24 protein-coding genes are annotated in these 24,657 nt (G+C 64.1%); 16 read left to right on the plus strand and 8 right to left on the minus strand.

The genetic code is table 11. From position 1 onward, the window contains the following. Window positions 1–335: 335 nt before the first annotated feature. Window positions 336–1,340 (plus strand): tRNA dihydrouridine(20/20a) synthase DusA, encoded by a 1,005-nt coding sequence (dusA, locus tag LJE91_13070; GenBank protein ID MCG6869615.1) that lies wholly within the window; start codon window positions 336–338, stop codon window positions 1,338–1,340. 45 nt (window positions 1,341–1,385) lie between these two features. Here the strand turns inward: dusA and LJE91_13075 are convergent, their stop codons facing one another. Further along, on the minus strand, window positions 1,386–2,363 hold the full coding sequence (locus LJE91_13075) for a malate dehydrogenase (protein MCG6869616.1): 978 nt from the start codon (window positions 2,361–2,363) through the stop codon (window positions 1,386–1,388). Window positions 2,364–2,583: 220 nt separating this feature from the next. Between LJE91_13075 and LJE91_13080 the strand changes: the two genes are divergently transcribed. The 4 genes from LJE91_13080 (at window position 2,584) to LJE91_13095 (ending at window position 5,759) form a co-directional block, all read left to right on the plus strand. Continuing rightward, entirely contained in the window at window positions 2,584–3,099 is a 516-nt protein-coding gene (locus tag LJE91_13080) for an adenine phosphoribosyltransferase (protein ID MCG6869617.1), read from the plus strand. 51 nt (window positions 3,100–3,150) lie between these two features. Further along, on the plus strand, window positions 3,151–4,197 hold the full coding sequence (gene nagZ / locus LJE91_13085) for a beta-N-acetylhexosaminidase (GenBank protein MCG6869618.1): 1,047 nt from the start codon (window positions 3,151–3,153) through the stop codon (window positions 4,195–4,197). A gap of 48 nt (window positions 4,198–4,245) precedes the next feature. Next, window positions 4,246–4,809, plus strand: a complete 564-nt coding sequence (locus tag LJE91_13090; protein MCG6869619.1) for a hypoxanthine-guanine phosphoribosyltransferase — start codon at window positions 4,246–4,248, stop codon at window positions 4,807–4,809. 206 nt (window positions 4,810–5,015) lie between these two features. Next, entirely contained in the window at window positions 5,016–5,759 is a 744-nt protein-coding gene (locus LJE91_13095; GenBank protein MCG6869620.1) for an S-methyl-5'-thioinosine phosphorylase, read from the plus strand. Here LJE91_13095 and LJE91_13100 read toward each other — a convergent pair. The 4 genes from LJE91_13100 to LJE91_13115 form a co-directional block, all read right to left on the minus strand. Further along, entirely contained in the window at window positions 5,756–6,541 is a 786-nt protein-coding gene (locus tag LJE91_13100) for a peptidoglycan binding protein CsiV (GenBank protein ID MCG6869621.1), read from the minus strand. The genes LJE91_13095 and LJE91_13100 overlap by 4 nt on opposite strands. A 1-nt stretch (window position 6,542) precedes the next feature. Beyond that, window positions 6,543–10,013, minus strand: coding sequence for a transcription-repair coupling factor (gene mfd / locus LJE91_13105; GenBank protein ID MCG6869622.1), 3,471 nt, complete (start codon window positions 10,011–10,013; stop codon window positions 6,543–6,545). 84 nt (window positions 10,014–10,097) lie between these two features. After that, window positions 10,098–10,754: a rhodanese-like domain-containing protein gene (locus tag LJE91_13110; protein MCG6869623.1), complete on the minus strand. Its 657-nt coding sequence runs from the start codon at window positions 10,752–10,754 to the stop codon at window positions 10,098–10,100. A gap of 375 nt (window positions 10,755–11,129) precedes the next feature. Further along, window positions 11,130–11,282 (minus strand): hypothetical protein, encoded by a 153-nt coding sequence (locus LJE91_13115; GenBank protein ID MCG6869624.1) that lies wholly within the window; start codon window positions 11,280–11,282, stop codon window positions 11,130–11,132. 473 nt (window positions 11,283–11,755) lie between these two features. Between LJE91_13115 and LJE91_13120 the strand changes: the two genes are divergently transcribed. Continuing rightward, window positions 11,756–13,003, plus strand: coding sequence for a lipoprotein-releasing ABC transporter permease subunit (locus tag LJE91_13120; GenBank protein ID MCG6869625.1), 1,248 nt, complete (start codon window positions 11,756–11,758; stop codon window positions 13,001–13,003). Continuing rightward, window positions 12,996–13,697 carry a lipoprotein-releasing ABC transporter ATP-binding protein LolD gene (gene lolD, locus LJE91_13125; GenBank protein ID MCG6869626.1) on the plus strand — a complete coding sequence of 234 codons (702 nt, stop codon included), beginning with the start codon at window positions 12,996–12,998 and terminating at the stop codon, window positions 13,695–13,697. Before LJE91_13120 ends, lolD begins: the two co-directional genes overlap by 8 nt. 5 nt (window positions 13,698–13,702) lie before the next feature. On the opposite strand, the gene LJE91_13130 is transcribed toward lolD, so the two are convergent. Next, a complete protein-coding gene (locus tag LJE91_13130) occupies window positions 13,703–14,263 on the minus strand; it encodes a DUF2062 domain-containing protein (GenBank protein ID MCG6869627.1) in 561 nt (186 codons plus the stop codon). Window positions 14,264–14,343: 80 nt separating this feature from the next. Here LJE91_13130 and LJE91_13135 point away from each other — a divergent pair, with 80 nt between their 5' ends. From LJE91_13135 to LJE91_13160, 6 genes are all read left to right on the plus strand, one after another. Beyond that, window positions 14,344–16,665, plus strand: coding sequence for a DNA internalization-related competence protein ComEC/Rec2 (locus tag LJE91_13135; protein MCG6869628.1), 2,322 nt, complete (start codon window positions 14,344–14,346; stop codon window positions 16,663–16,665). A gap of 146 nt (window positions 16,666–16,811) precedes the next feature. Continuing rightward, window positions 16,812–17,435, plus strand: coding sequence for a MotA/TolQ/ExbB proton channel family protein (locus tag LJE91_13140; GenBank protein ID MCG6869629.1), 624 nt, complete (start codon window positions 16,812–16,814; stop codon window positions 17,433–17,435). Continuing rightward, window positions 17,435–17,863 carry a biopolymer transporter ExbD gene (locus LJE91_13145; GenBank protein MCG6869630.1) on the plus strand — a complete coding sequence of 143 codons (429 nt, stop codon included), beginning with the start codon at window positions 17,435–17,437 and terminating at the stop codon, window positions 17,861–17,863. Before LJE91_13140 ends, LJE91_13145 begins: the two co-directional genes overlap by 1 nt. Next, window positions 17,860–19,644 (plus strand): lipid A export permease/ATP-binding protein MsbA, encoded by a 1,785-nt coding sequence (msbA, locus tag LJE91_13150; protein MCG6869631.1) that lies wholly within the window; start codon window positions 17,860–17,862, stop codon window positions 19,642–19,644. Before LJE91_13145 ends, msbA begins: the two co-directional genes overlap by 4 nt. Before the next feature lie 12 nt (window positions 19,645–19,656). Further along, window positions 19,657–20,637 carry a tetraacyldisaccharide 4'-kinase gene (gene lpxK / locus LJE91_13155; protein ID MCG6869632.1) on the plus strand — a complete coding sequence of 327 codons (981 nt, stop codon included), beginning with the start codon at window positions 19,657–19,659 and terminating at the stop codon, window positions 20,635–20,637. After that, entirely contained in the window at window positions 20,630–20,827 is a 198-nt protein-coding gene (locus LJE91_13160; GenBank protein MCG6869633.1) for a Trm112 family protein, read from the plus strand. The genes lpxK and LJE91_13160 overlap by 8 nt, the downstream gene beginning before the upstream one ends. Window positions 20,828–20,862: 35 nt before the next feature. Here the strand turns inward: LJE91_13160 and LJE91_13165 are convergent, their stop codons facing one another. Next, on the minus strand, window positions 20,863–21,153 hold the full coding sequence (locus LJE91_13165; protein ID MCG6869634.1) for a hypothetical protein: 291 nt from the start codon (window positions 21,151–21,153) through the stop codon (window positions 20,863–20,865). Window positions 21,154–21,179: 26 nt separating this feature from the next. Here LJE91_13165 and LJE91_13170 point away from each other — a divergent pair, with 26 nt between their 5' ends. Together LJE91_13170 and LJE91_13175 are read left to right on the plus strand one after the other, a co-directional pair. Further along, on the plus strand, window positions 21,180–21,779 hold the full coding sequence (locus LJE91_13170; GenBank protein ID MCG6869635.1) for an NUDIX domain-containing protein: 600 nt from the start codon (window positions 21,180–21,182) through the stop codon (window positions 21,777–21,779). Between the two features lie 482 nt (window positions 21,780–22,261). Further along, entirely contained in the window at window positions 22,262–22,690 is a 429-nt protein-coding gene (locus LJE91_13175) for a CZB domain-containing protein (GenBank protein ID MCG6869636.1), read from the plus strand. Window positions 22,691–22,757: 67 nt separating this feature from the next. Here the strand turns inward: LJE91_13175 and LJE91_13180 are convergent, their stop codons facing one another. Beyond that, window positions 22,758–23,678, minus strand: a complete 921-nt coding sequence (locus LJE91_13180) for a DMT family transporter (GenBank protein ID MCG6869637.1) — start codon at window positions 23,676–23,678, stop codon at window positions 22,758–22,760. 366 nt (window positions 23,679–24,044) lie between these two features. On the opposite strand from LJE91_13180, the gene LJE91_13185 reads away from it, so the two are divergent. Then, window positions 24,045–24,647, plus strand: coding sequence for a DUF3313 domain-containing protein (locus tag LJE91_13185; protein MCG6869638.1), 603 nt, complete (start codon window positions 24,045–24,047; stop codon window positions 24,645–24,647). Window positions 24,648–24,657: the final 10 nt, after the last annotated feature.

The raw sequence follows: 24,657 nt of genomic DNA on the forward strand, positions 1-24,657 counted from the left end.
CATACCATCCTGCTTGTCTTTTCGTCCGTCCTCTGTGTTGCAACAACAGTGACATAGTTCGACTATGCGCCTGTTGTTGCGTCTTGATGACGAACGAAAATCCGGCGCGATCTGGTATGTCATTTTCCGGCAATCGCCTTATGTGCCGAACCTGTGCATAGTATGGTGATCGCGCCATGAGAACTCAACCAACGGCAAGATTGACCCGAAACCGGTTCCGACGGTGCACGATCGCGTGTGCGTACCCGGGTAAGAGATGTGGGATCAATCCCGGTTATTGGAGGGATCCAGACGGGCGCATATCGGGAAGAAAGTTATAAGTTACTCATAGAAATATGTTTAACTCAGTGAAAATATTAAATAGAAAATTTTGCGTGGCGCCCATGATGGAGCGCACAGACCGGCATTTCCGGTATCTCGCGCGCCTGATCACGCGCTGCGCCATGCTCTATACGGAGATGGTGGCGGTGCCCGCGCTGATACACGGTCAGGCGGAACGGGCGCTGTGGTTTCACCCTCTGGAGCGGCCGCTGGCATTGCAGCTCGGTGGCAGCGAGCCGGTCGAACTTGCCGCCGGTTCGCGGATGGCGCAGGAGGCCGGCTACGACGAGGTCAACCTGAACGTGGGTTGTCCCAGCCCGCGGGTGCGTGACGGGCGCTTCGGGGCCTGTCTGATGGCCGAACCGGCACTGGTGGCGGACTGCGTCGCGGCGATGGCGGATGCCTGTGACCTCCCCGTGACGGTCAAGACGCGCCTCGGGATCGACGATCGGGGTTCCTATGACGAGCTGTGCGACTTCGTGGGGCGCGTGGCGGAGGCGGGTTGTTCGGCCTTTATCGTACACGCCCGCAAGGCCTGGCTGCGGGGGCTCAATCCGAAGCAGAACCGCAGTGTGCCGCCGCTGCGCTACGACACGGTGTATCGCCTGAAACGGGACCTTCCGACGCTGGAAATCATCGTCAACGGCGGGATTACGACCGTCGAGGCGGCGCGCGCGCATCTCGAACACGTCGACGGCGCGATGCTGGGACGCGAGGCCTATGGCAATCCCTGGTTGCTGGTGGACGTAGACCGGCAGATCTATGGCGCAGAGGACTCGCCCCCGACACGTGGCGAGGTGCTGGCACGCTATCTTCCGTACGTCGAGCAGCAACTCGCCAATGGCGTATCATTGAATCTGGTGACGCGGCACCTGATGGGGTTCTACCAGGGTCTGCCGGGAGCGAAACGGTGGCGACGGACCCTAGGTGAAGGGGCGCGGGCAGGGGCTGCAAGGGCCGACCTCATACGGGAGGCGGCTGAACTCGTCGACGACACCGCTCGCGCGGGTTGCGCATAAGCGGCGCAAGGGGTTTGTTCCGAGCCGGGTTTCCCGACCCCGATATCAGAGCAAATCGCTGACGGCGTCTCGCTCCTCGCGAAGTTCCGCGTCGCTTGCATTCATGCGCCCGCGGCTGAAGTCGTCGATTTCCAGGTCCTGGACGATCTCGTAGCGTCCGTCATGGCAGGTCACGGGGTAGGAATACACCACCCCTTCACGGATACCGTAACTGCCGTCCGACGGCACCGCCATGCTGGTCCAGTCCGCGGTTTCCGTTCCCTGGTGCCAGGTTCTCATCTGGTCGAGCGCGGCCGATGCGGCCGATGCCGCCGATGAGGCACCCCTTGCCTTGATAACCGCCGCCCCGCGTTTCTGCACCGTCGGTATGAAGGTGTCGCGGACCCACGAGGCGTCCAGTTGCTCGATGGCAGGGCGTCCGGAGATGGTGCAGTGGCTGACGTCCGGGTATTGAGTGGCGGAGTGGTTGCCCCAGATCGTCATCCGCCGGACATCGCTGACCGCTGTACCGCTATGCGAGGCGACCTGGGCAATCGCGCGATTGTGGTCGAGGCGGGTCATGGCGCTGAACTGCGATGGATCGAGATCCGGTGCGTTGGACAGCGCGATCAATGCGTTGGTATTGGCGGGATTGCCGACGACCTGTACCCGAACGTCGCGAGTGGCGTTGTCGTTGATCGCCTTTCCCTGCGGCCCGAAGATCCGCGCGTTCGCCCCGATCAGGTCGGCGCGCTCCATGCCCGCCCCTCGCGGTCGAGCGCCGACCAGGAAGACGTGAGTGACATCACCCATGCCCTCGCTGAGATCGGCCGTGACCGTAACGCCCGCCAGCAGCGGGAAGGCGCAGTCCGCCAGTTCCATTGCGACGCCGCTCAACGCGCCGAGGGCGGGCTCGATCTCGATCATTTGCAGGATGACGGGTTGATCGTAACCGAACAGGTCTCCCGCGGCGGCGCGGAAGGCAAGGGCGTATCCAATGTTGCCGGCGGCGCCGGTAATGGCGACTCTCAGCGGTGTTGTCATGTCGCTCGTCCTTATCTGTATCTGTCTTGATCTGTCAGTCTTTTCTGCTCATGAGGCTACGAGGCTTGCGAGCATCCGGCATTGTCGCCCACCAGCACGGTGCACCGCAACGTCCTCTCGAACGCCTTGGCGGCGGACTTTCGGATCCGGTTGCCGGGCTACCGCGGGACGGAGGGTTTCGCTACACTCAGCCGCCAGCCCCACTCGCGCACCGAGCGACATGGACAGACTCAAGGCGAACATCCGCGACATCCCCGATTTCCCGGGTCCAGGCATCGTGTTTCGCGACATCACCCCCATGGTCAAGGACCCTTCCACACTGCGGCTCGCGGTGCACCAGTTGCTGCATCCGTTTCTGGGCGAGCCGATTACGGCGGTCGCCGGGATGGAGGCCAGGGGGTTTATCTTCGGTAGTCTGGTAGCGTGGGAACTCGGCGTCGGATTCGTTCCCCTGCGCAAGCCGGGCAAGTTGCCCTATGACGTGCAGAGCGCCTCCTATGACCTGGAATACGGATCCGCAACCCTGGAGGTCCACGTCGATGCGCTGAAGTCGGGCGAGCGCGTCCTGCTGGTCGACGATCTGCTGGCCACGGGCGGTACGGCGGAGGCCAGTTGCAAGCTGGTCGAGTCGCTGGGCGCCGAGGTCTCGGCCTGCGCCTTCGTCGTCGAACTCGATGCCCTCGGCGGGCGCGAGCGGTTGGCGGGCCGTCGCGTCCACTCACTGATCCACTACTGATTGCGGGTAGGGGCGCCTCCGGCGACCACCTCGCGACACGGGAATCCAGTCATGTCACTCGGCCCCGTCATGGTCGATCTGGAGGGGACCGTCCTCTCCGGCCCGGAAGAATCGCTGCTCCGCCACCCGATGGTGGGTGGGGTCATCCTGTTCACGCGGAACTTCGAGTCGATCCCTCAACTGCGCGTGCTGGTAGCGTCAATTCACGCACTGCGTCACCCGCGGCTGCTGGTCGCGGTCGATCATGAAGGTGGCCGGGTGCAGCGTTTCAGGGAGGGATTCACATGCCTGCCCCCGGCGCGCTCGATCGGGGATCTGTACGCGAGCGATCCAGGCCACGCGAGATCCTCGGCCAGACTGTTGGGTTGGCTGATGGCGGCGGAGCTGCGCGCGGTCGGGATCGACTTCAGCTTCACCCCCGTGCTGGATCTGGGGCACGGGCTCGGTGACGTCATCGGCGATCGTGCCTACCATCGTGGGCCGGAGGTTGTGGCGGACCTCGCTCACCACACGATGGTCGGCATGCGGGATGCCGGCATGGCGGCCGTGGGCAAGCACTTTCCGGGGCACGGCTCGGTGAAGGAGGACTCTCATATCGCCATGCCCGTGGACCGGCGGCCACTGGCGGATGTCATGGGCAGCGACGTGCTTCCGTTCGAGCGCATGATCCACTACGGGCTCGCCGGTATGATGCCGGCGCACGTCATCTACCCGTCAGCCGATCCGCGGCCGGCGGGCTTCTCCCCGTTCTGGCTGCAGGGCGTCCTGAGGGGACAGCTCGGATTCCAGGGAGCGATCTTCAGCGATGACCTGAGCATGGAGGCCGCGCACGTGGCTGGAGACCTGCCGGCACGGGCGCGCAAGGCGCTGGAGGCCGGGTGCGACATGGTGCTGGTATGCAATCATCCGCAAGGCGCGCGGGAAACCGTCGAGTCCCTGGAAGGATACGAGAGCCCGGCTTCGCTGGTGCGCCTGGCCCGCATGCACGCCCACGGCGGCGACGGCGAGGTGACCGGGCCCGAGGGGGCGCGATGGCGCGAGGCGGTGGCGCTGGCCGCGAGCCTCAAAGATTCGCCGGGGTACGAGTTGAATGTGTGATCCCAGGAATCCGGTTCCGTCCTTTTCCGGATCAGGAGAAGAACCCAAATGAACATGACCGGGCCTTCGAGACACGAGATGGAGCGCATCCTCGAAGACGCGGAGCGGCTTTTCGATGCGGGGGCCATCGATGCGGCGCTGGACGCGATGGCCAGACGTATCCGTCAGGACCTGAAGGATCGGGAAGTCCTGGTATTGTGCGTCATGCACGGCGGCCTGATGACGACCGCCGGGATCCTGCCGCGGCTGGGGTTCCCCGTGGTGCAGGACTATATCCACGTGAGCCGCTACCGTGGTCGTACGTCCGGCGGGGAACTCCACTGGAAACGCCCGCCGCCGGAGGACCTTTCCGGACGCGTGGTACTGGTCGTGGACGACATCCTCGACGAGGGACACACCCTGGCGGCCATCGTGGCGCGATGCGCCTCCCAGGGGGCGGACCTCGTGAAGACCGCCGTGCTCCTGGACAAACGGGTCGCGGGCCGCAAACGGCCAATAGAGGCGGACTACGTCGGTCTCGAGGTCGGGGACCGTTATGTATTCGGTTTCGGCATGGACTATGCCGAGGGTCTGCGCAACCTGCCGGAGATCTATGCGCTAGGCGCGTCCTGAAGCAGCGATGGGGAGATTGGCTGGGCTGTCGGTGGACTGCGCTGCTGCTTGTCCACCCTACGGACGACAAGCAATTGAAGAGTCGATACAAATTTTTGAAGCAGGCAGAAACAGGTAGGGTGGACAAGTGAAACGCCGTTCACCAGTATGTAGGGTGGATGAGCGCAGCGTAATCCACCAATAGAAGCTGAAAGCGGGGAACACGAATGACCCGTTCGGATCTCGCCGTTATCGGCGGCACCGGGCTCGAGACGTTGCCGGGGCTTGAGGTCACGGAGCGGCAGGTCGTGGAGACACCTTGGGGGCCACCTTCGGGCCCGCTCGTGCACGGGACGCTGCACGAACGCCCGGTGACGTTCCTTTCCCGGCACGGCGAGGGCCACGCCATCGCACCCCATCGGGTCAACTACCGGGCCAATATCTGGGCGCTCCGCGAACATGCCTCTAACCGTGTGATGGCTGTGGCGGCCGTCGGCGGGATCGATGCCCTGATCGCCCCGGGGACGATCTGTATACCAGACCAGATCATCGACTACACCTGGAACCGCGACACGACCTTTTTCGATCCTTCGCACGGAGAGGTGGTGCACATCGATTTTACGCAGCCCTATTGCGAGAAGCTGCGCGGCGAAATGCTGCTGGCCGCGACCCGGGCCGGAATCGAGGTGACACCGGCAGGCACCTATGCGGCGGTTCAGGGCCCGCGTCTCGAGACCGCCGCAGAGGTCAGAAGGCTGCAGCGCGATGGCTGCCACATCGTGGGTATGACCGGCATGCCCGAGGCATGTCTGGCGCGTGAGCTTGAGCTCTGCTATGCGACTTGCGCGGTCTGCGCGAATGCCGCGGCTGGGCTGGGGCCGGGTATGATCACTATGGACGATATCCGCGCCACACTGGTCAACGGGATGGCGGATGTCGGCCGGCTGATCGGTGCACTGCTTGCCGTCTAGTTGGCGGGCGACGCCGGTTGGCCGTCGCTCTCCTCGGGCTCAGGCTCTGTCTCGGGTTCGGGTGGTGTCGAGGCGCCTTGAAGCCGGGTGACCATGACGAGGATGCCGAGCAGCGGGTGGTCGATGTAGTGGAGTTCGCCGCTGCGCATACGCCGGTGGCTCCGAACGGGGTACTGATGCAATTCCTTTCGGCTCGTCTGAGCGCCGGTCGCGGCATCGTGTACAGAAACGATTTCGGGCTGGCGGTAGACCAGGTCGGTATCGATGTGCAGATAGCGCCCCTTTCCCAATGTCACCGTACCGTCGAATTGCTCGAACACCGTATCCCTGGAGATGCGCGTGTCTCCCATCGGATGGTCGAGGGGAAGGGCGAGGTACTGGCGGCGGACCGCCTCGGTATAGTCGTTGCCGCCGTGCACGCGGACAGGCGGAGCTGTGTCGCGATCCATTCCCGGCTGTCGCCAGATGAAGTGACCCAGCAACCGGTAGCGAGACGATCGCTTGATCGTCGCCACCACGTCCGCGATCGCACTGTCAGAGGAAGGGACGGCTTCGAAACCTTCCGGCAATCGCCGCTCCTCGAGGCGGATCGCACCTGCGGTGTCGGGCGTATCCGGCGTAGAGACCATCCGTTCGTCGTCGTGCGGATTGGCGAAGGTGAACACGACCAGATCGACCTGGTAGTCGGGACCGGCGCCATAAACACTCGGCACGGGCATCGTGGTCAGCAGTGCGATCAGCAGGCAGGTAACGATTCCCGGCGCGTGCGGTGGTTGACGCATGTCAGGCGGCCTTCTTGTGTGCAAGGGTCTCGATGAGTTCCTGGATGGCCCGCACCCGCTCCTCGATCCCCGGCATATCGCGGAAGAACGACAGGCGGTCGCTTCCGTCCAGACGAAATTCTCCGGGGCGCTGCTGAATCAGATCCACCAGCCGGGCCGGGTCGATACTTGGATCGGGGTCGAAGCGCAGGCGCCCCCCCTCGGCGCCGGCATCCACGCTGCGGATCCCCAGGTGCGCGATGCGAAGCTTCAGCCGTGTGGTCTCGAACAGGTTGCGGGCGTGTTCCGGCAGCAGCCCGAAACGGTCGATCATCTCCACCTGCAGTTCTCGCAACGCCGCTTCATTCTCCGCGCCGGCGATACGTTTGTACAGGATGAGCCGGGTGTGTACGTCGGGGACGTAGTCGTCGGGCAAAAGCGCCGTGACCCCCAGATCCACCTCCGAGCCGTGATCGAGCGGCGCCTCGGGGTCGGGGACCTCGCCGCTGCGCAGGGCCTTGACGGCCCGGTCCAGCAGGTCATTGTAGAGCGAGAAGCCGACCTCGTGGATCTGGCCGCTCTGTTCGTCGCCCAGCAGTTCGCCGGCGCCACGGATCTCCAGGTCGTGGGTTGCCAGCGTGAATCCCACCCCGAGGTCCTCCAGCGCCTCGATCGCCTGGATACGCTTCCAGGCGTCGGCGGTCATCGCACCCTTCGGTGGGGCGATCAGATAGGCATAGGCGCGGTGATGCGAACGACCGACCCGGCCCCGCAACTGGTGCAACTGCGACAGTCCGAGCTTGTCGGCGCGGTTGATGACAATCGTGTTGGCGCTGGGAACGTCGATACCGCTTTCGATGATGGTGGTGCAGACCAGCACGTTGAACCGCTGGTGGTAGAAGTCGAGCATCACCTGTTCGAGATCGCGTTCGGGCATCTGGCCATGCGCCACCTCGATGCGCGCATCGGGTAACAACTCGGCGAGTTGCGCGGCGGTCCTGTCGATCGACCGTACCTCGTTGTGCAGGAAGTAAATCTGTCCGCCACGCTTCAACTCGCGTTGTGCGGCCTCGCGGATGGTGATGTTGTCCCACTGCGAGACGAAGGTCTTGATCGCGTGCCGCTGCACGGGTGGGGTCGCGATGATCGAAAGGTCGCGCAGCCCGCTCAAGGACATGTTCAGTGTCCGCGGGATGGGCGTGGCCGTCAGGGTCAACAGATCGACCTCTGCGCGCAACGCCTTGAGACGTTCCTTGTGGCGGACCCCGAAGCGATGTTCCTCGTCCACGATGACCAGACCCAGGCGCTTGAACTCGACGCCTTTCTGCAGCAGCTTGTGGGTGCCGATGACGATGTCGACCCCACCGCTGGCGATCCCCTCCAGCGCGCTTTTCTGCTGTTTCGCACCGGTGAAGCGGGACAGTGCCTCGATCCTCACCGGCCAGTCGGCGAACCGGTCCCGGAAGTTCTGGGTGTGCTGCTGGGCGAGCAGCGTGGTCGGCACCAGCACGGCCACCTGCCGGGCGTTGTTGACCGCGACGAACGCCGCGCGCATCGCGACCTCTGTCTTGCCGAATCCGACGTCGCCGCAGACCACTCGGTCCATCGGGCGCGCCGCGGCCATGTCGCGCAGCACATCGGCGATGGCCGTTTCCTGATCGGGGGTTTCCTCGAAGGAAAAGGCAGCCTCGAAGGCATGGTAGTCGTGATCGTCGATGGTGAAGGCCACGCCCTGCCTCGCGGCGCGCCTGGCATGAACGTCCAGTAGTTCGGCGGCGACGTCGCGGGCCTTTTCGGCGGCCTTTCGCTTGACGTTCTGCCACTGGTCGCTGCCCAGGCGGTGTAGGGGTGCGGATTCCGGTTCGGCGCCCGTGTAACGGCCGACCTTGTGCAGGCTGGAGACCGGCACATACAGCTTGTCGCCGCCGGCGTATTCCAGGGTCAGGTATTCCGCCTCCGCACCGCCCACGTCCAGTTTCTGGAGTCCGAGGTAGCGTCCGACACCGTGCTCCTCGTGTACCACTGGGGCACCGGTGTGCAGGTCGTCGAGGTTGCGGATGGCAGCCAGCGAGTCGGGTGTGGCCGGCTTGCGCCGTCTGCGCTGGCGTACACGCTCGCCAAACAGCAGGTGTTCCGGGACGATGGCGATGTCCGGGTCGCGCAGCCGCATTCCCTCGTCGACGGGGGCCACGGCGATGCACAGCGGATCGGCGCTCTCCTGGAATCCCTGCCAGCCGTCGACCACGGCCGGGTGCAGATCGAGGCCCTTGAGGACGTCGAGCAGCGCCTCCCGGCGACCCGCTGACTCGGCGGCGAACAGGATTCGCTCCGATCCGTCGGCGAGAAAGGACCGAAGTGCGGCGCCGGGATCCTCCGAACGGGCGTTGAGGGCGAGGGTTGGAAGTCGCTGAACCGGGAAATTGCAGGCCCTGATGGATGCCCCGGGAGCAATCTCGAGGCAATGCAGGACGACGGTCGGCAGGGGCGCCATCGCCTGCGCCAGTTCATCGGCACTGAGAAACAGGCGCTCCGGGGGCAGTAGCGGACGCTCACGGTCGTGGCGCCGGGATTCGTAGCGATCGAGGCAGTCCCTCTCGATCCCTTCGGCCGCCGCACCGACCTCGACGTCGCGGATCAGCAGCGTCCGTTCGGGCAGGTAGTCGAACAGGGTGCCGGTCTCCTCGAAGAACAGCGGCAGGTAGTACTCGATCCCGGGCGGCATGACATTGGCGCTGACGTCGGTGTAGATCCTGCTTCGGGTCGGATCACCCTCGAACTCGGAGCGGTGATTGCGCCGGAACCGCTTGATGCCCTCCTCACCGGTCGGGAATTCGCGCGCCGGCAGCATTCGGATATGGTCGGTCTTGCGGATCGAGGTCTGTCTCTCGGGATCGAAGATGCGAATCGATTCGATCTCCTCGTCGAGCAGGTCGATGCGGAATGGCCGGTCGCCACCCATGGGGAAGATGTCGATGATCGAACCGCGTACCGCGTACTCCCCGTGCGACATGACCTGAGAGACGCAGACGTTGCCCGCCTCCTCCAGGCGTCGACGCAGGGCGTCGCGGTCCAGGTTCTCGCCGACCGAGAGGACCAGGGAGGACTGTTCCAGCCAGCCGCGCGGGGCCAGCCGCTGCATCAGCGTGATGGCCGGAACGATAATGACGCCGCGACGCAGCGAGGGCAGGCGGCTTAGGGTCTCCAGCCGCCGGGAGATGATGTCCTCGTGTGGCGAGAAGACGTCATAGGGGAGGGTCTCCCAGTCCGGGAACAGCAGGACGTCATCGGCGATCGCCCGGTTGAAGAACCGGATCTCGTGTTCCAGCCGCGAGGCCGAGGACATGTCCGGCGTGACGATCAGCACCACGCCCTTGTGCTGTCGGAGCGCGCCTGCGATGGCCAGTCCCGCGCTGCAGCCATAGAGTCGTCCCCACTCGATGCGCGGCTTCTCGCGATTGGGTAGCGGGGGCCTGGTGATGGGTGCGTCGTTCATGCTGACTGCGGGATTTTCGGGTGGTTGACGTCGTGCGGGGTGCCGGCCGGCTTCGGGACCTGCGGCGGGGACTCCACAAATCTTCTAATGGGGTTCTGACTTACTGAAACCGAGGATCTCCCACGCCTGCATGCCACCCCGATACCATTTGATCTTGTGGGCGGGATAACCGAAGCGCAGCAGGCTACGGATATTCGTCGGGGATTGCCCGCACCACATGCCGTTGCAGAACAGCACCAGGGTCTTTGCGTCGCGAAAGTCCCAAAGCCCCTCGGATTCCTGGACGTTGAAGGTGTCGCTCAGGATAGCCTCGATCTCGAATGGGCTCGCGCCCTGCGACGGGCTGAGCTTCGTCCAGGGGATATTGACCGCGCCGGGAATCGTCCCCCGTGCGACCCAGTCTGGCGTTCTCGAGTCGACGATCAGGATGTCTTCCTCCCCTTCGGACCTGCGCCGCACATAGTCGATCAGTTCGAGTTCGCCAATAGTCTCGACGCCCGGAGCGAGCGTCATCGGTTGTATACAGAAGGGCGGGCAGGGGCGGGAGGTCTTGGCGAAGGCCGGGTCGACGGTGTGTTTCGTGTCCTGTTCTCTAACGATGACACCACCGTCGACCTTTACCGAATCGAGCTCGGGTGTGATCTTGACGGTCAGGCCGGCCGCCTTCTGCTCTGCCGCCACGCCCACGGATAGCAGTCCGGAGGCGAACGACAGGGTTAGAATCCCGGTAAGGAGATGCATCGAGATACTCCATGACTGATCGGTGGCGATTCCGGGTCGGTCCGCGGAGTCGCTTCCATTCCGTTCGATTTCGCGCGCGGAAGGGCCTCGCGAAGAACGTCGCGGATTCTACGTCATGGGTGCCCGGGCATAAAGGCCGCTGACCGGGGGATCTGCGCGGTCAAGATTTCTTCGCGCCGGGGCATTGGCACGGCGTCGATTGCTGGTGGCGGGGCCGCAATGACCGGGTGCCGGGAGAGCGCCCTGACGCCAGGCCGGGTGTCGCAAAACGAGTCTCCTCGCCCGGGCGGAGGGTGTGTGAATTCCGGGGGATGACCGCGGGGAATGCAGCGTTGAACCGCCTCTCGGCGTCGCGTCGACGCCGTTATGCGTGCATTAATTCGCGCTCGATACGGAATGCAGGACGGTGTCGCCCTCGAAGTAGACGGTGAAATTGCCGTAGTCCCAGCTCGAGATTGGCGGGTCACCGACCGCGGGCTGCCTGACCGAGGGGGCTCCAAAACGGACCTCGACCTGGTCTTTGCTCATCCCGCGTCGTGGTGTGTCTGCAGACTGCACGACGGTGGGGCCCGACTCCGGATATTTGATAACGTCGGCTGCCGCAGGGCCAACGGGGATTGCGCCGGCAATCAGGATGATGGCAAGACCACAAGCCGCTATCATATTGTACTCCGCTGGGATTCGGTTGACGCTCTGAATATAGCACCAGACTCCGGGGACCGCCGGGAAAGGGCTGGTGGGAGACGGACACCGTGGTCCCCGGTGCTGGCATCGCGGTTCGATCCTAGCGCGGCCGAGGCCCTGCGGGACGTCAAAAGTGACCGGTGGCGGAATCCGGCTGCCAAAGGGTGTCGTGGGGGCTGCGGTTCGGCGAGTCTCACTGAAATCTTTGCCGCGGCGCTCACCCGCCGCTCGACTCCGGTTCCGCTTCGCCTGCATACGGGGCAACCCGTACTGGCCTGCCGGTTCCAAACCGGATCCACCTAGTAGGGAACGAAAGGATGTTTCATCCCCTGCCTCTGTATATCGGGCTGCGGTACACGCGCGCCAAGCGGCGTAATCACTTCATTTCGTTCATCTCGATGGTCTCGATGCTCGGGGTGGCGCTGGGCATCACCGTCCTGATCACGGTGCTGTCCGTCATGAACGGGTTTCAGGAGGAGGTCCGGGTCCGGATACTCGGCATGGCCTCGCACGCGACCGTCACCGGATTCAGCGGCGGGCTGGCCGACTGGGAGGGCGTGGCCGCCAGGGTCGGCGATCTGGTCGATGTGGCGGGTGCGGCGCCCTATGTTGAGGGACAGGCAATGCTCGCCAACGGTCGCGAGGTCAGCGGCGCGATCGTTCGGGGCATCCTGCCCGAGGCGGAACCCGCCGTGTCCGACGTGGAAGATCACATGGTCAGCGGATCGACGCTTGACCTGCGTCCGGGCGAGTACGGGATCGTGCTCGGGATCGAGCTTGCCCGTGTGCTGGGGGTGGTGACCGGCGACAAGGTCGTGGTCGTCACGCCGCAGACCACCGTGACGCCGGCGGGCATTCTCCCCAAGCTGCGACGTTTTACGGTCAAGGGGATATTCGAGGTCGGCATGGGGGAATTCGACAGCGGCGTCGCCCTGATTCACATCGAGGACGCGGCCCGATTGTTTCGCATGGGTGACGAAGTCAGTGGGCTGCGCCTGAAACTCGACGACATGTTCGACGCCCCGTTTATCGCCCGCGACCTGATGCGTGCGCTGGGTGGTCGGTTCTTGGTGCGGGACTGGACCCAGCAGTACGAGAACTACTTCCGCGCGGTGCGTACGGAAAAGACCATGATGTTCATCATTCTTCTGCTGATCGTAGGGGTTGCGGCGTTCAACATCGTCTCCACCCTGGTCATGCTGGTGACCGACAAGCAGGCCGACATCGCCATCCTTCGAACCCTTGGGGTGACCCCGGCAAAGGTCATGGCGATATTCGTCGTGCAGGGATTCGTGATCGGCGCGGTTGGCACCCTGCTCGGGGTGATCGGCGGCGTCGCCCTGGCGCTCAACGTGGAGACCATCGTGCCGTTGATCGAGGGGATGATGGGCCAGAAGTTCCTGCCACCGGACGTCTACTACATCAGCGAGCTACCTTCGGACCTGCAGTGGGGCGACGTCCTGCGAATCTCGCTCGCGGCCTTCTCGCTCACCCTCGTGGCGACGCTGTATCCCGCCTGGAGGGCATCGCGGACCCAGCCGGCCGAGGCGCTTCGATATGAGTGAACCGGCAACACCCAGTGAGGTCGTGATCGAATGTCGACGATTGGCGAAGACCTATACGGATTTGCAGGTAGCCTGTGAGGTGCTCACGAGTATCGATCTGGCGGTGGCGCGTGGCGAGCGAATCGCCATCGTGGGAGCGTCGGGAAGCGGTAAGAGCACATTGCTGCACCTGATCGGGGGGCTGGACCTACCGTCGAACGGAGAGGTGACCGTCCTCGGTCGCGCGATGAATCGCCTCGGGGATGCCGAGCGTGGCAGGTTGCGTAATGCCGGGCTCGGCTTCGTCTATCAGTTCCACCACCTCCTGCCCGAGTTTACGGCGCTGGAAAACACCGCGCTGCCGGTCATGATTGCCGGATCTTCCCGGCACGAGGCATCCCAGCGGGCCACGGAGGTGCTGGAGCGGGTGGGGTTGGGAAACCGAACGCTACACAAGCCGGGAGAACTGTCCGGGGGGGAACGCCAGCGGGTCGCCATCGCTCGTGCGCTGGTTACCCGTCCCGAGGTCGTCCTGGCCGATGAGCCCACTGGCAATCTCGACAGGCACACCGCGATGCGGGTGCTCGAGCAGATGCTCGAACTCAATCGGGAACTGGAAACCTCGCTGCTGGTGGTCACGCACGATATGGTGCTGGCCGGGAGAATGGACGCGGTCTATGTGCTCGAGGATGGTGTCTTGCGGGCCGGGAAGTGATCCGTTCAGCCCGGGATATCCTTTTCACCCTTGGGCATCGGGGCGCGGGTGGCACGCCGCAGCCTGCGTTGTTCCCAGCTTTTCTTGACTTGGAGGCGCCAGTAGACCCTCACCAGGATATAACCGGCGAGCGCACACAGGCTGCCCATGATCGTGCAGCCGATCACCAGGGGCAGCCACACCTCCAGGAATTCCTCGGTCAGCCACTCCAGCGACAATTCGAGCCCGAAGGGGCCGGGCTCGCGTCCCAGGACCCACTCGCCGACCTTGTAGGCGGCGAAGAACATCGGCGGGATGGTAATCGGATTGCTGATCCAAACCGCCACGACCGCGATGGGCAGGTTGACCCGCCAGAACACGGCGACCGCTGCCGCGATGACCATCTGACCCGGAAACGGAATGAAAGCGCAGAACAGGCCAACCGCGAGTGCGCCGGCGACGGAATGGCGATTGAGGTGCCACAGATTGGGGTCGCGAAGCAGCGTGCCGAACACCGAACGCAGCGTGTGGTCCTCGCGAAAGCGTCCGAGATTCGGGAAGTAGCGCTTGATCAGTTTTCGGGGCATGGGGCGGCCGATACGGGTTGCCTGAACCTGGGGAGATCCGCGTATCGCGTTCGATTATCCATTATTTCCTTGCAAATGCCATGATCGCTGCGTCGCTGGGATTCCTTGCGGGTGTGCTCGCCCTGCAGTGCCTGGGGGAACTGCCGCCTGCCTGGATCCTGCTGGCGCTGCCGCTGTCCTCCGGGCTCCTGCTCGTATCGCGCAAGCTCGTGTTTCCCGTGGCGTTGGTCTGCGGGTTTTCCTGGGCCGGCCTGCAGGCCGCCGACCGGCTGGCGAGCGGGGTCAGTCCCGCACTGGAGGGACACGATGTCGTCGTGACAGGGGTAGTCGCGGGTCTGCCACAGCGAATGGACCGTCGGACCCGGATACGATTCGAGATCCGATCGGTCGAACCGCGAAACGCGGTGCGGGGACCGTTGCCGCTGATCGCCCGCTTGAACTGGTACCACGCGCCCGAGCTCGAGGCGGGACAGTCCTGGCGGCTGACCGTGCGCCTGAAGCGGCCGAGGGGTTTCGTTAACCCGGGCGGTTTCGACTACGAGCGCTGGTTGTTCGCCAACGGTATCCGTGCGACCGGTTATGTGCGTAATGAGGAGGGAAATGTACAACTGGCGCCCGGGGCTGGATTCGGTCTGTCCAGGTTGCGGGAACGGATCTCCGGGCGCATCGAGGCCGCGTTGCCGGGTGACGCCAACGTCGGGGTGCTGCGGGCGCTGGCGGTCGGGGACCGGTCGGCCATCTCGCCCGAGCGCTGGCAGATGCTGCTCGACACTGGCACCAATCACCTGCTCGCCATATCGGGCCTTCACATCGGACTGGTCGCCGGACTCCTCTACTGGATCGTGCTGAGGCTCTGGGGTCTTTCCACACGCTTGAGTTCTTTTCGTCCGTCCCCTTGGGCGGCCGCCGCCGCGGCTGTGGCCGTGGCCCTGGGCTACGCCCTGCTGGCGGGTTTCAGCATCCCGACACAGCGTGCGCTCGTCATGGTTGCCGTGATCATGGGGGCTTCCCTGGCCGGGCGATCCCTGCGCCCGGCGCACGCGCTGGCCGCCGCGCTGTTGATCGTGCTGGTCCTCGACCCCTGCGCGGTGCTGTCTTTCGGTTTCTGGCTGTCGTTCCTCGCCGTCGCCACGATTGCCTGGACCATCATCGGTCGCGCCGACGCGGCCGGCGGTCCGCGCAGATGGCTGGGGGCGACGGCGGTGGTGACCCTGGGCCTGCTGCCGGCGACCCTGCTCTTCTTCCAACGCACGTCGCTGGTGGCGCCGCTGGCGAATCTCGTTGCGATCCCGCTGGTCGGATTCATGGTCGTACCGCTGACGCTGGTCGCCGTGTTGCTATTGCCGGTTCTGCACGGGGCCGCTGCGGGGCTGCTCGAAATGGCCAGTTTCTGTCTGGATCTCCTCTGGGCGATACTCGCCGTCGCCGCAGATCTTCCGCATGCGGTCTGGCGTCATGCACCACCGGCCTGGGCGCTGGTGCCGGCCGCGATCGGCGTCGCCTGGATGCTCGCGCCTCGCGGCTGGCCCTCGCGCTGGCTCGGTATTCCGCTGCTGATGCCTCTGGCCTTGTCTCCGGTCACGCGGCCTGCGCAGGGGGAATACCGGTTGACGCTGATGGACGTGGGGCAGGGTCTCGCGGTCCTGGTGGAGACGCGCGGGCACACGATGGTCTTCGATACCGGCGCGCGTTTCAGCGAGACCTTCAACGCGGGAGAAGCCGTCGTCCTTCCCGTGTTGAAGGCGCGTGGTGTGTCCGCACTCGATACGCTGGTGGTGAGTCACGCAGACAAGGATCACGCCGGCGGCGTGGAGGCCGTGCTCGCGGGCGTGCCGGTGGGACGTTTACTGGCCGGCGAGCCCGACGACCTGCCTGGAGGACGAGGGGAGCGCTGCATCGACGGCGAACGCTGGGAATGGGACGGCGTGCGATTCGAGTTTCTGCATCCGCCTGCCGCGAGCCCGGCTGTACGCAACAACGGGTCCTGCGTGTTGCGCGTCAGCGCCGGGGGTGGTTCGGTGCTGCTGACCGCCGACGTCGAGGCCGGCGCCGAGGCGATGATCGCTCTGCTGCCGGCGGAGCGCATCGGCAGCGAGGTCATGTTGATTCCCCATCATGGCAGCGCGACCTCGTCGACGCCCGGTTTTCTGGATGCGGTCAACCCCCGGATCGCACTGCTGTCGCGAGGCTACCGGAACACGTTCGGATTCCCCAGAAAAGAGGTTATCGAGCGATACGAGTCGAGGGCGATCCGGGTCTACGACACCGCGACCGAGGGCGCCATCACACTCGAGGTCGGTGCGCAACAGGGGCCGGTCGTCATACGGGGCGCGAGATCCGTTGCCAGGCGCTACTGGACAACCGCCCCTGAGGGCCTATCTACAACGGGAGCGCGGCCGTAAGGGCATGATGCGCCGGGCGGGATTACAATATGATCGATGACCGCGGGTCCCGCTCGGGGCCATAGGGAGGCGCAGTCGATCCGATCGGAGCGGTGCCACGCGAACCCGGCAACTCCATCAGAACAACCGAAGAGGAGACCAACGACGTGCTGGACATCATCATGGCAGGCGGGTGGCTCATGCTGCCCATCATCGCCTGCTCGGTCATCTCGCTCGCCATTGTGATCGAGCGTTTCTGGACGCTGAACCCGCGACGGGTACTCCCGCGAAAACTGGTGAACCAGATCTGGCAACTGCAGCAAAAGGGTCAGCTCAGCTCTCAATGGGTCCAGAAGATGCGCGCGTCCTCTCCGCTGGGTCGCGTACTGGCGTCCGGCCTGATGAACGCCAACGCCCCGCGCGTCGTCATGAAGGAGAGCATCGAGGAGACCGGGCGGCACGTGGCGCAGGGTCTGGAGCGATACCTCAACACGCTCGGCACGATCGCCGCGATCACACCGCTGCTCGGCCTGCTCGGCACGGTCATCGGCATGATCAAGGTGTTCAGCGTCATCACTGCGGTCGGCGTCGGCGATCCGGGAGAACTCGCCGGAGGGATCTCGCAGGCGCTGGTGACCACCGCAGCCGGTATCTCGGTGGCGATCCCGACACTCATCTTCCACCGCTATTTCCGTGGACGCGTCAACCGTCTGGTCGTTGGCATGGAAGAAGAGGCGATCCGCCTGATGGAGGTCATTCATGGGGAACGGGCGACCGGGGGTGCGCGCTGATGCGCTTTCTCAAGCGGCACGACGAGGAGGTCCACGTCAATCTGACGCCGTTGATCGACGTGGTCTTCCTGCTGCTGATTTTTTTCATGGTGACGACGACGTTCGACCGTTACGCTGAACTCAAGGTGGACCTGCCGGAGGCCTCGGCGGAACCGGGCGAGACGCCGGAGGACAACATCGAACTGATCGTGGACGCCGGTGGCCGGTATTTCCTCAACGGGCAACCGGTGGTCAATACCCGGCCCGAGACCCTCGTCGCGGCATTGCGCAAGGTCAGGGACGGGCGCCGCAGCCCGCTGCTCATCATCCGCGCCGATGCGCGCACCCCACACCAGTCGGTGGTCACCGCCATGGATGCGGCCGGGCGTATCGGCCTCAAGCGCCTTTCGATCGCCACCTCGCACACGGGCGGCACGGAGATGCAATGACCGAGGCGCGTATGCAGACCGGTGGTCTCGGGGTCTACCGGCGACTGCTGGGCTACACGCTGCGCCACAAGCAACGTTTCTCACTGGCGATCCTCGGCATGGTGCTGTACGCGGCGACCGATACCGGGTTCGCGGCCATCATCAAGACCATGCTCGACGGCAGTTTCGTGGAGCGCGACCCGCAGATCATGCGCTGGGCCCCGTTCGGGATCGTGGCGGTCCTCCTGTTGCGGGGCATCGGCGGCTTTCTCTCCATGTACAATCTGCACTACGTGGGCCGCGCGGTGATCAAACGGCTGCGCAGCGAGATGTTCGACCAGCTCCTCTACTCGCCCGTCAGCTACTTCGACAGGACCTCGAGCGGACAGCAGATCTCTCGCATCACGTTCAACACCGAGCAGGTATTCTCGGCCGCGACCAACGGCGTGACGCTGCTGGTGCGCGACAGCCTCACGGTGCTGGGGCTGCTGGGCTGGATGTTCTATCTCGACTGGAGACTGGCGATCGGTTTCTTCTTCATCGCTCCCATCGTCGCGGCGCTGGTCGGCTTCGCCAGTCGCATCTTCCGCAAGGTCGGTCGCGGTATTCAGGACTCGATGGGCGACGTCAGCCACGTCGCCGAGGAGATGATCGAGGGCAACCGGGTGGTAAAGATCTTCGGCGGCCAGGACTACGAGGCCGCGCAGTTCGAAATGGCAATCGAGAAGAACCGGCGGATGAGCATGCGCATGGCCGCCACGACAGCCATCAACGGCCCGGTGATGCAGATCATCGTCGGTATCGCCCTGGCGGTCATCATCTCCATGGCAATGCGCCAGAGCGATCAGGTGACCGTGGGCTCGTTTGTTTCGTTCATCGTCGCCATGGCGCTGATGATGTCACCGGTCAAGCGGCTCGCCGACGTCAATTCGGTCCTGCAGCAGGGTATTGCGGCCGGCGAGAGCATCTTCGACCTGCTCGACTCGGAACGCGAGGAGGACAGCACCGGATATCCCCTTCTCCACTGCCGGGGAAGGGTCTCCTATCTGGACGTGCACTTCCGTTACGCCCCCGACCAGGTAGAGGTCCTGCGGGGCATTTCGTTCGAGGCGAACCCCGGGGAGACCATCGCCCTCGTGGGACGCTCGGGCAGCGGTAAATCGACCCTGGCGAATCTGCTGCCGAGGTTCTACGACCCTACCAGGGGTGAAATCCGGGTAGACGGCACCAACATCGGGGGTTGTGGTCTGCGGAACCTGCGCGCGACGATTACCTATGTCAGTCAGGACACCGTGCTGTTCAACGACACGATCGAACGCAACATCGCCTACGGTCAGGCGGGAGCGGTGAGCCGCGAGCGGATCATGGAGGCGGCCGAGGCCGCACACGCGCGCGAGTTCATCGACCGCATGCCCAACGGACTCGACACCCTGGTCGGGGAGAACGGCGTGCTGCTTTCCGGCGGTCAGCGGCAGCGCCTGTCAATCGCGCGAGCGTTGTTGAAGGATGCCCCGATACTCATTCTCGACGAGGCCACCTCTTCCCTGGACAGCGAGTCCGAACGGCATATCCAGGCGGCACTCTCGACACTGCTGCAGAACCGAACCACGCTGGTGATCGCGCATCGACTGTCGACGGTCGAGAACGCAGACCGGATCCTGGTCCTCGACGGGGGACGTATCGTGGAATCCGGCAGGCACAGGGCGCTGCTGGCCAGAAACGGAATCTATGCGGGGCTCTATCGTCTGCAGCTTCACGAGCGTGCAGATGCCGGTGCAGCGCCGCGGGGCGCCAGCGCTTGAGGTCGGAGGGTCATGCAGCGCTTCCTGTCGCGACTCTGGTACCCGGGAAATCCGGTAGCGTGGAGTCTCCTGCCCCTGACGCTGCTGTTCTGCGTCGTCGTCTGGCTCAGGCGGCACTACTATTCCATCACCGGCGGTCATGCACTACCCGTACCGGTGATCGTGATCGGCAATATTTCGGTCGGCGGCACCGGCAAGACGCCGCTGGTGGTATGGGTCGTCGAATGGCTTGTCCGGCGGGGATTTCGCCCCGGTGTCGTCAGTCGAGGTTACGGCGGTGTGCGGGGTTCCGGACCGATGGTGGTGACCGGGGAAAGCGATCCGGCCGCCTGCGGTGACGAACCGGTCCTGATCGCCTCCCGCACCGGGCGCCCGGTGGTCGTCTACGCCGATCGCGTCGAGGCGGGGCGGGTCCTGATCGAGTGGTTCGATTGCGACGTGCTTGTCTCCGACGACGGCTTGCAGCACTATCGTCTCGAGCGCGACCTGGAGGTGGTCGTGGTCGACGGGGCCAGACGCTTCGGCAACGGCTTCTGTCTGCCCGCCGGCCCGTTGCGAGAGCCACTTTCGCGGCTGGAGTCGGCCGACATCGTCCTGATCAACGGCGAGCCGCGTCCCGGGGAGTTCCGGCTCTCGTTGGGTGGCGAGGAGGCAGTGAACCTTCGGGATCCGCGAAGGCGCGCGTCAATCGACGAATTCGAGGGCCGGCGCGTCGTCGCGGTGGCAGGCATCGGGCGGCCCGCGCGCTTCTTTCAATACCTGCGCGCGCGGGGGCTGGATGTCGAGGAACGACCGTTCCCGGACCACCATCGGTTTACCTCCGATGATCTGGTCGCGGCGGGCGAGGGGACCGTATTGATGACGGAGAAAGACGCTGTGAAGGTGCGCGGTTTCGCGCGCCAGGACGACTGGTATGTCCCGGTGACAGCTCACCCGGACGAAACGCTTTCGAGATTGCTCGAAGAAACGATGGACGGGAATGACGATGGATAGCAAGCTGCTGGATATCCTGGTGTGCCCGGTCACCAAGGGGCCCTTGATCTACGACAGGAAGAACCAGGAACTGATCTCGCGTTCCGCGCGTCTGGCGTATCCGGTACGCGACGGCATCCCGGTCATGCTCGAAGACGAGGCAAGGCCGCTCGGGGAGGAAGAACTTGAGCGCTGGAAAAGGTCGTCGTGAAGCCGGGCGCTGGCCGGATGCGAACGGCGTTCCCTTCAAGCGAGTCCGGCGAGCGACCGGAACCGTTTCCGTTCGTCGTCGTTTGCGATTGCCTGGATGACGGGATGGAGATCGTCGGTCAGCTTGCTGACCACGGGTATGGTGTACGTACCGGGGGCGCGCCGCTGGGCCTCACCGAACCAGTTGCACTGGATCTCCGCCTCGCTGTGCTTGTAGAGCACGATGGACGGCCCGTCTTCGAGGATCTCGATAATCTCGCAGTGGCACTCTTTGTGCTTGCAGTGTCTTCCAATCAGCGCCTGCAGTTCGTCGAAGAAGGTGGACATTTCTCTTCCGGTGGCAACATCCGCGAATGAAATGGAAAATTCTCGATACAACCCTATGTTATCAGGGTTTCTTCCGGGTCGATAAGCTTCGTCTTCGTCACAGCCTGTTTGCCGGAGGTCAGAGTGAGGTTCTCGTCCGGGAACTCGTCCAGCGAAGCGATGCGGTGGCCGTGTTGCCGTACGACCCCGCGACCGACCAGGTCGTCCTGATCGAGCAGTTCCGAACCGGTGCCATCGACGGGCCGATGGGCCCCTGGCTGCTTGAGATCGTCGCGGGCCTGATCGATCCGGGCGAACGGGCCGAAACCGCGGCCATGCGAGAGACCCGCGAGGAAACCGGGTGCGTTCCGGTCGCGCTCCACCATCTCTACGACTACTACTCCACGCCGGGTGGCTTCAAGGAGCGGGTCTCGCTCTACGTCGCGCGGGTGGATGCGAGTCAGGCGAGCGGTATACACGGGCAATCCGATGAGGGGGAGGACATCCGCATCCGGGTGGTCGGCGCCGGCCAGGCCATCGGCCTGATGGAATCGGGCCTGATCGCCTCGGCCCAGCCGATCGTCGCACTGCAGTGGTTGCGGTTGAACCGGGCGAATCTTCGCGCCGACTGGGCAGGAACGGCCTGAGGACATCCGGCCACCGTGATTTGCATGCCCCTGGGGGTGCGCCCCGAGCCAGTCGCGAATAGGCCCGTTTTTCACGGGTGATCGCCGAATCTTCCCCGAAAATGCGGGAACCGTCTAAAATCAGGACTGGTGCGACAATACGTTCCATGACCTGGATCCAACCTGTTGTGTCGTCCGGGCCGTGGTCCAGCAGCCACATCGGCGGATTCTGTCGAATGACATACCATCCTGCTTGTTTTTGTCGGCCGTCCTTTGTGTTTCGACAACACTGACATCGTTCCGACGATGCGCCTGTTGTCGCGCCTTGATGACGAACGATCCCGGCGCGGCGCTGTCCCTGCTTTGCTTGGGCACCGGTCTTGGGCTTCCTACCCAAGCCGCTCACTGCTTCGCAGCTCACCCGGCGCGATCGGGTATGCCATTTTCCCGCAATCGCCTTAAACGACTCAGAAACGGGGCTAGCGATGCAGAGAGACGAGGCGATGAAACGGATCCGTGCGGCGAAATCGGCGCATCTGCAGTGGCGCGCAAGGGCGCAGGCACTGGTCGCGGGGTTGCCCATAGACGAAAGCAAGTTACCCGTGATCCATACGGACTGTAAATTCGGCCGGTGGTATTACGGTGAAGGCCAGGGCCTCGGATCGCTGGACTCGTTCAGGGCGATCGAGGTACCACACGAGGTTCTGCATGGCGTGTACATGAAGATCTTCAAGGCGTTGCACCAGGAGGACGATCGATCCGCACTCGCGAAGCTGTTCGGCAAGAAAAACAAGCACAAGGAGGCCGCGCTCGAGGAGGCCAGGGGGTACCTGAGCGAACTCGTGGATGTCTCAGGGACGTTGCTTACCGCAATCGAAGTGCTGGAGAAAGACCTCAAGGGTATGACCGACGGAGAGGTGCAGAAGCTGTAGGCTGTCGAATCTTGCCGCAGACCGGTCGCCGTGGCCAGACGCACCGTCGGCGACCGGGGCCGACCGATCAGCGCTCGGGTGCGTCCCGGGCCGTCCTGTCGGGGAGGCGCATCCTCGCTAGCGTCGCGCGGTTGTCGCCCAATTGGTGCAAAAGGAGTCCGGACAGGATCATCGCGCATCCCGCCATCACCCCCGATTGCAGGTGTTCACCATTGAGCGCCGCACCGAGCAGGACCGCGAGGACGGGCGTGACCAGTGCAATCAGCGCGACCGATGTCGAGGACAGCCGGACGAGGATGTAATAGAACAGGATAAATCCCAGCACGGAACCGAAAACCGCCAGATAGGCGATCGACAACCCGGTACGCACGGGCACTGTCACCGGCACGGATTCCCCGGCGATCCAGAATGTCACCGCGAACAGGGGAAAGGAGAACAGCAGGCCCCCGGTCGTGGACGTCAGTGCCGGCAACCTGGCGTCGATCCGCTTGACCAGCACCATGCTGAGCGAGTAGAGCGACACGCTGGCGATGACGCCGAGTACGCCCTTCCATCCGTCGTCACCCAAGCGCAGTTCCGACTCGAACACGACGGCGAGACCGAGAATCCCGACGAGGATGCCGCCGATCTTCAGGATGGTGAAGTTCTTCTCGTCGAGCCACAGTGCGCCGAGCACGCTGACCAGTAAAGGCGACAGGCCGAACACCACCGACACCAGCCCGGATGCAATGAACTGTGCGCCCCAGTAGACGGTCATCATGGCGCCGAAGATCCCCAGCGTGGCCGCGCCGTAGGTCATCAGCGCGTCGGGGCGCCATGGCAGCCGACGACGCAGTATCGCCATCAAGGCAAGGCACAACACCAGACTGAGGGTCATGCGCGCCGAGACACCGAAGAGAAAACCCGTGCCCTCGCCGCTCCACTTGATCGCGAGCGGTGTCGTGGACCAGATGAGCACAACGCCGATGTAGGCCGCCGAAACTTGCATTTTTTGCCGGTTCTGGATTGGTGAAACGAAAAAGGCCGCAGCGGTTGCCCGTCTGCGGCCTTCAAGGGATCGGTGAATGCCAAAGTCGTTTCTAGACTCGACTCCTCCCCTGGCGCACGGGCGGGTTCGCATCGCGCCAGCGGCGCGCTACGACCATCCAATGTGTCTTTCGCAGGAGAATGGAATTCATTCGTCGTATTGTGCGGGGAACACATGGAATGTCAAGCTTGGAAATCTCCGCAAACGCCTGTGGTCGGGAACAAGACGAAACCGGTTTGGCATATCGTGTCGCCGGAGGCGGAATCGACCGCTGTGAGCAGGATCCGAACTGTCCAACGAAACCAAACCGATCGGGAGAATACATCGATGCGCGCTGCACAATTGATTCTCTTCCTTCTGTTGCTCGGTCTACTCGCGTCATGCGCCAACACACGTCAGGCCAGGGACGTTCAGCCGAGCGGATTTCTCGGCGCCGACGCCGCGAAACTTCAGAAGGGCGGCAAGGGGAGGCCGGCGCGCTACTATTCGAGGCCCGGTGTCGACTGGTCGAAGTACGATAAGATGCTGCTGGACCCGGTGACATTCTGGGATGCTCCCGACGGCAAGGATCGCGGCATCTCCCAGCATGACGCGCAGCAGGTCGTCAATTATTTTCACGACCTGATCAACTCGACCTTCTCCAAGGAGATCGAAATGGTGGATTCCCCGCAACCCGGAACCATTCGGGCAAAGGTCGCCATTACCAAGTTAGAGAAATCGCATGTGGTTCTAGATCTCATATCAACCGTCGAACCCCAGGCGCCTTTGCGAGCTGCAGAAACGGCCTTCCTGCCCGGAGGTCAAGTAGGATACCGGGACGCACCTGTCGGTTCGACGGCCGGTTCCGTTTCGGGGAGCGTGCCGGCCGCGGGACACGTCTCGTATAATCCGCCGCTCACGACTCGAGGTCGACGGGACGGTCGACAATAGACATGGAAAC

The sequence above is a fragment of the Gammaproteobacteria bacterium genome (assembly GCA_022340215.1).
GTDB lineage: Bacteria > Pseudomonadota > Gammaproteobacteria > JAJDOJ01 > JAJDOJ01 > JAJDOJ01.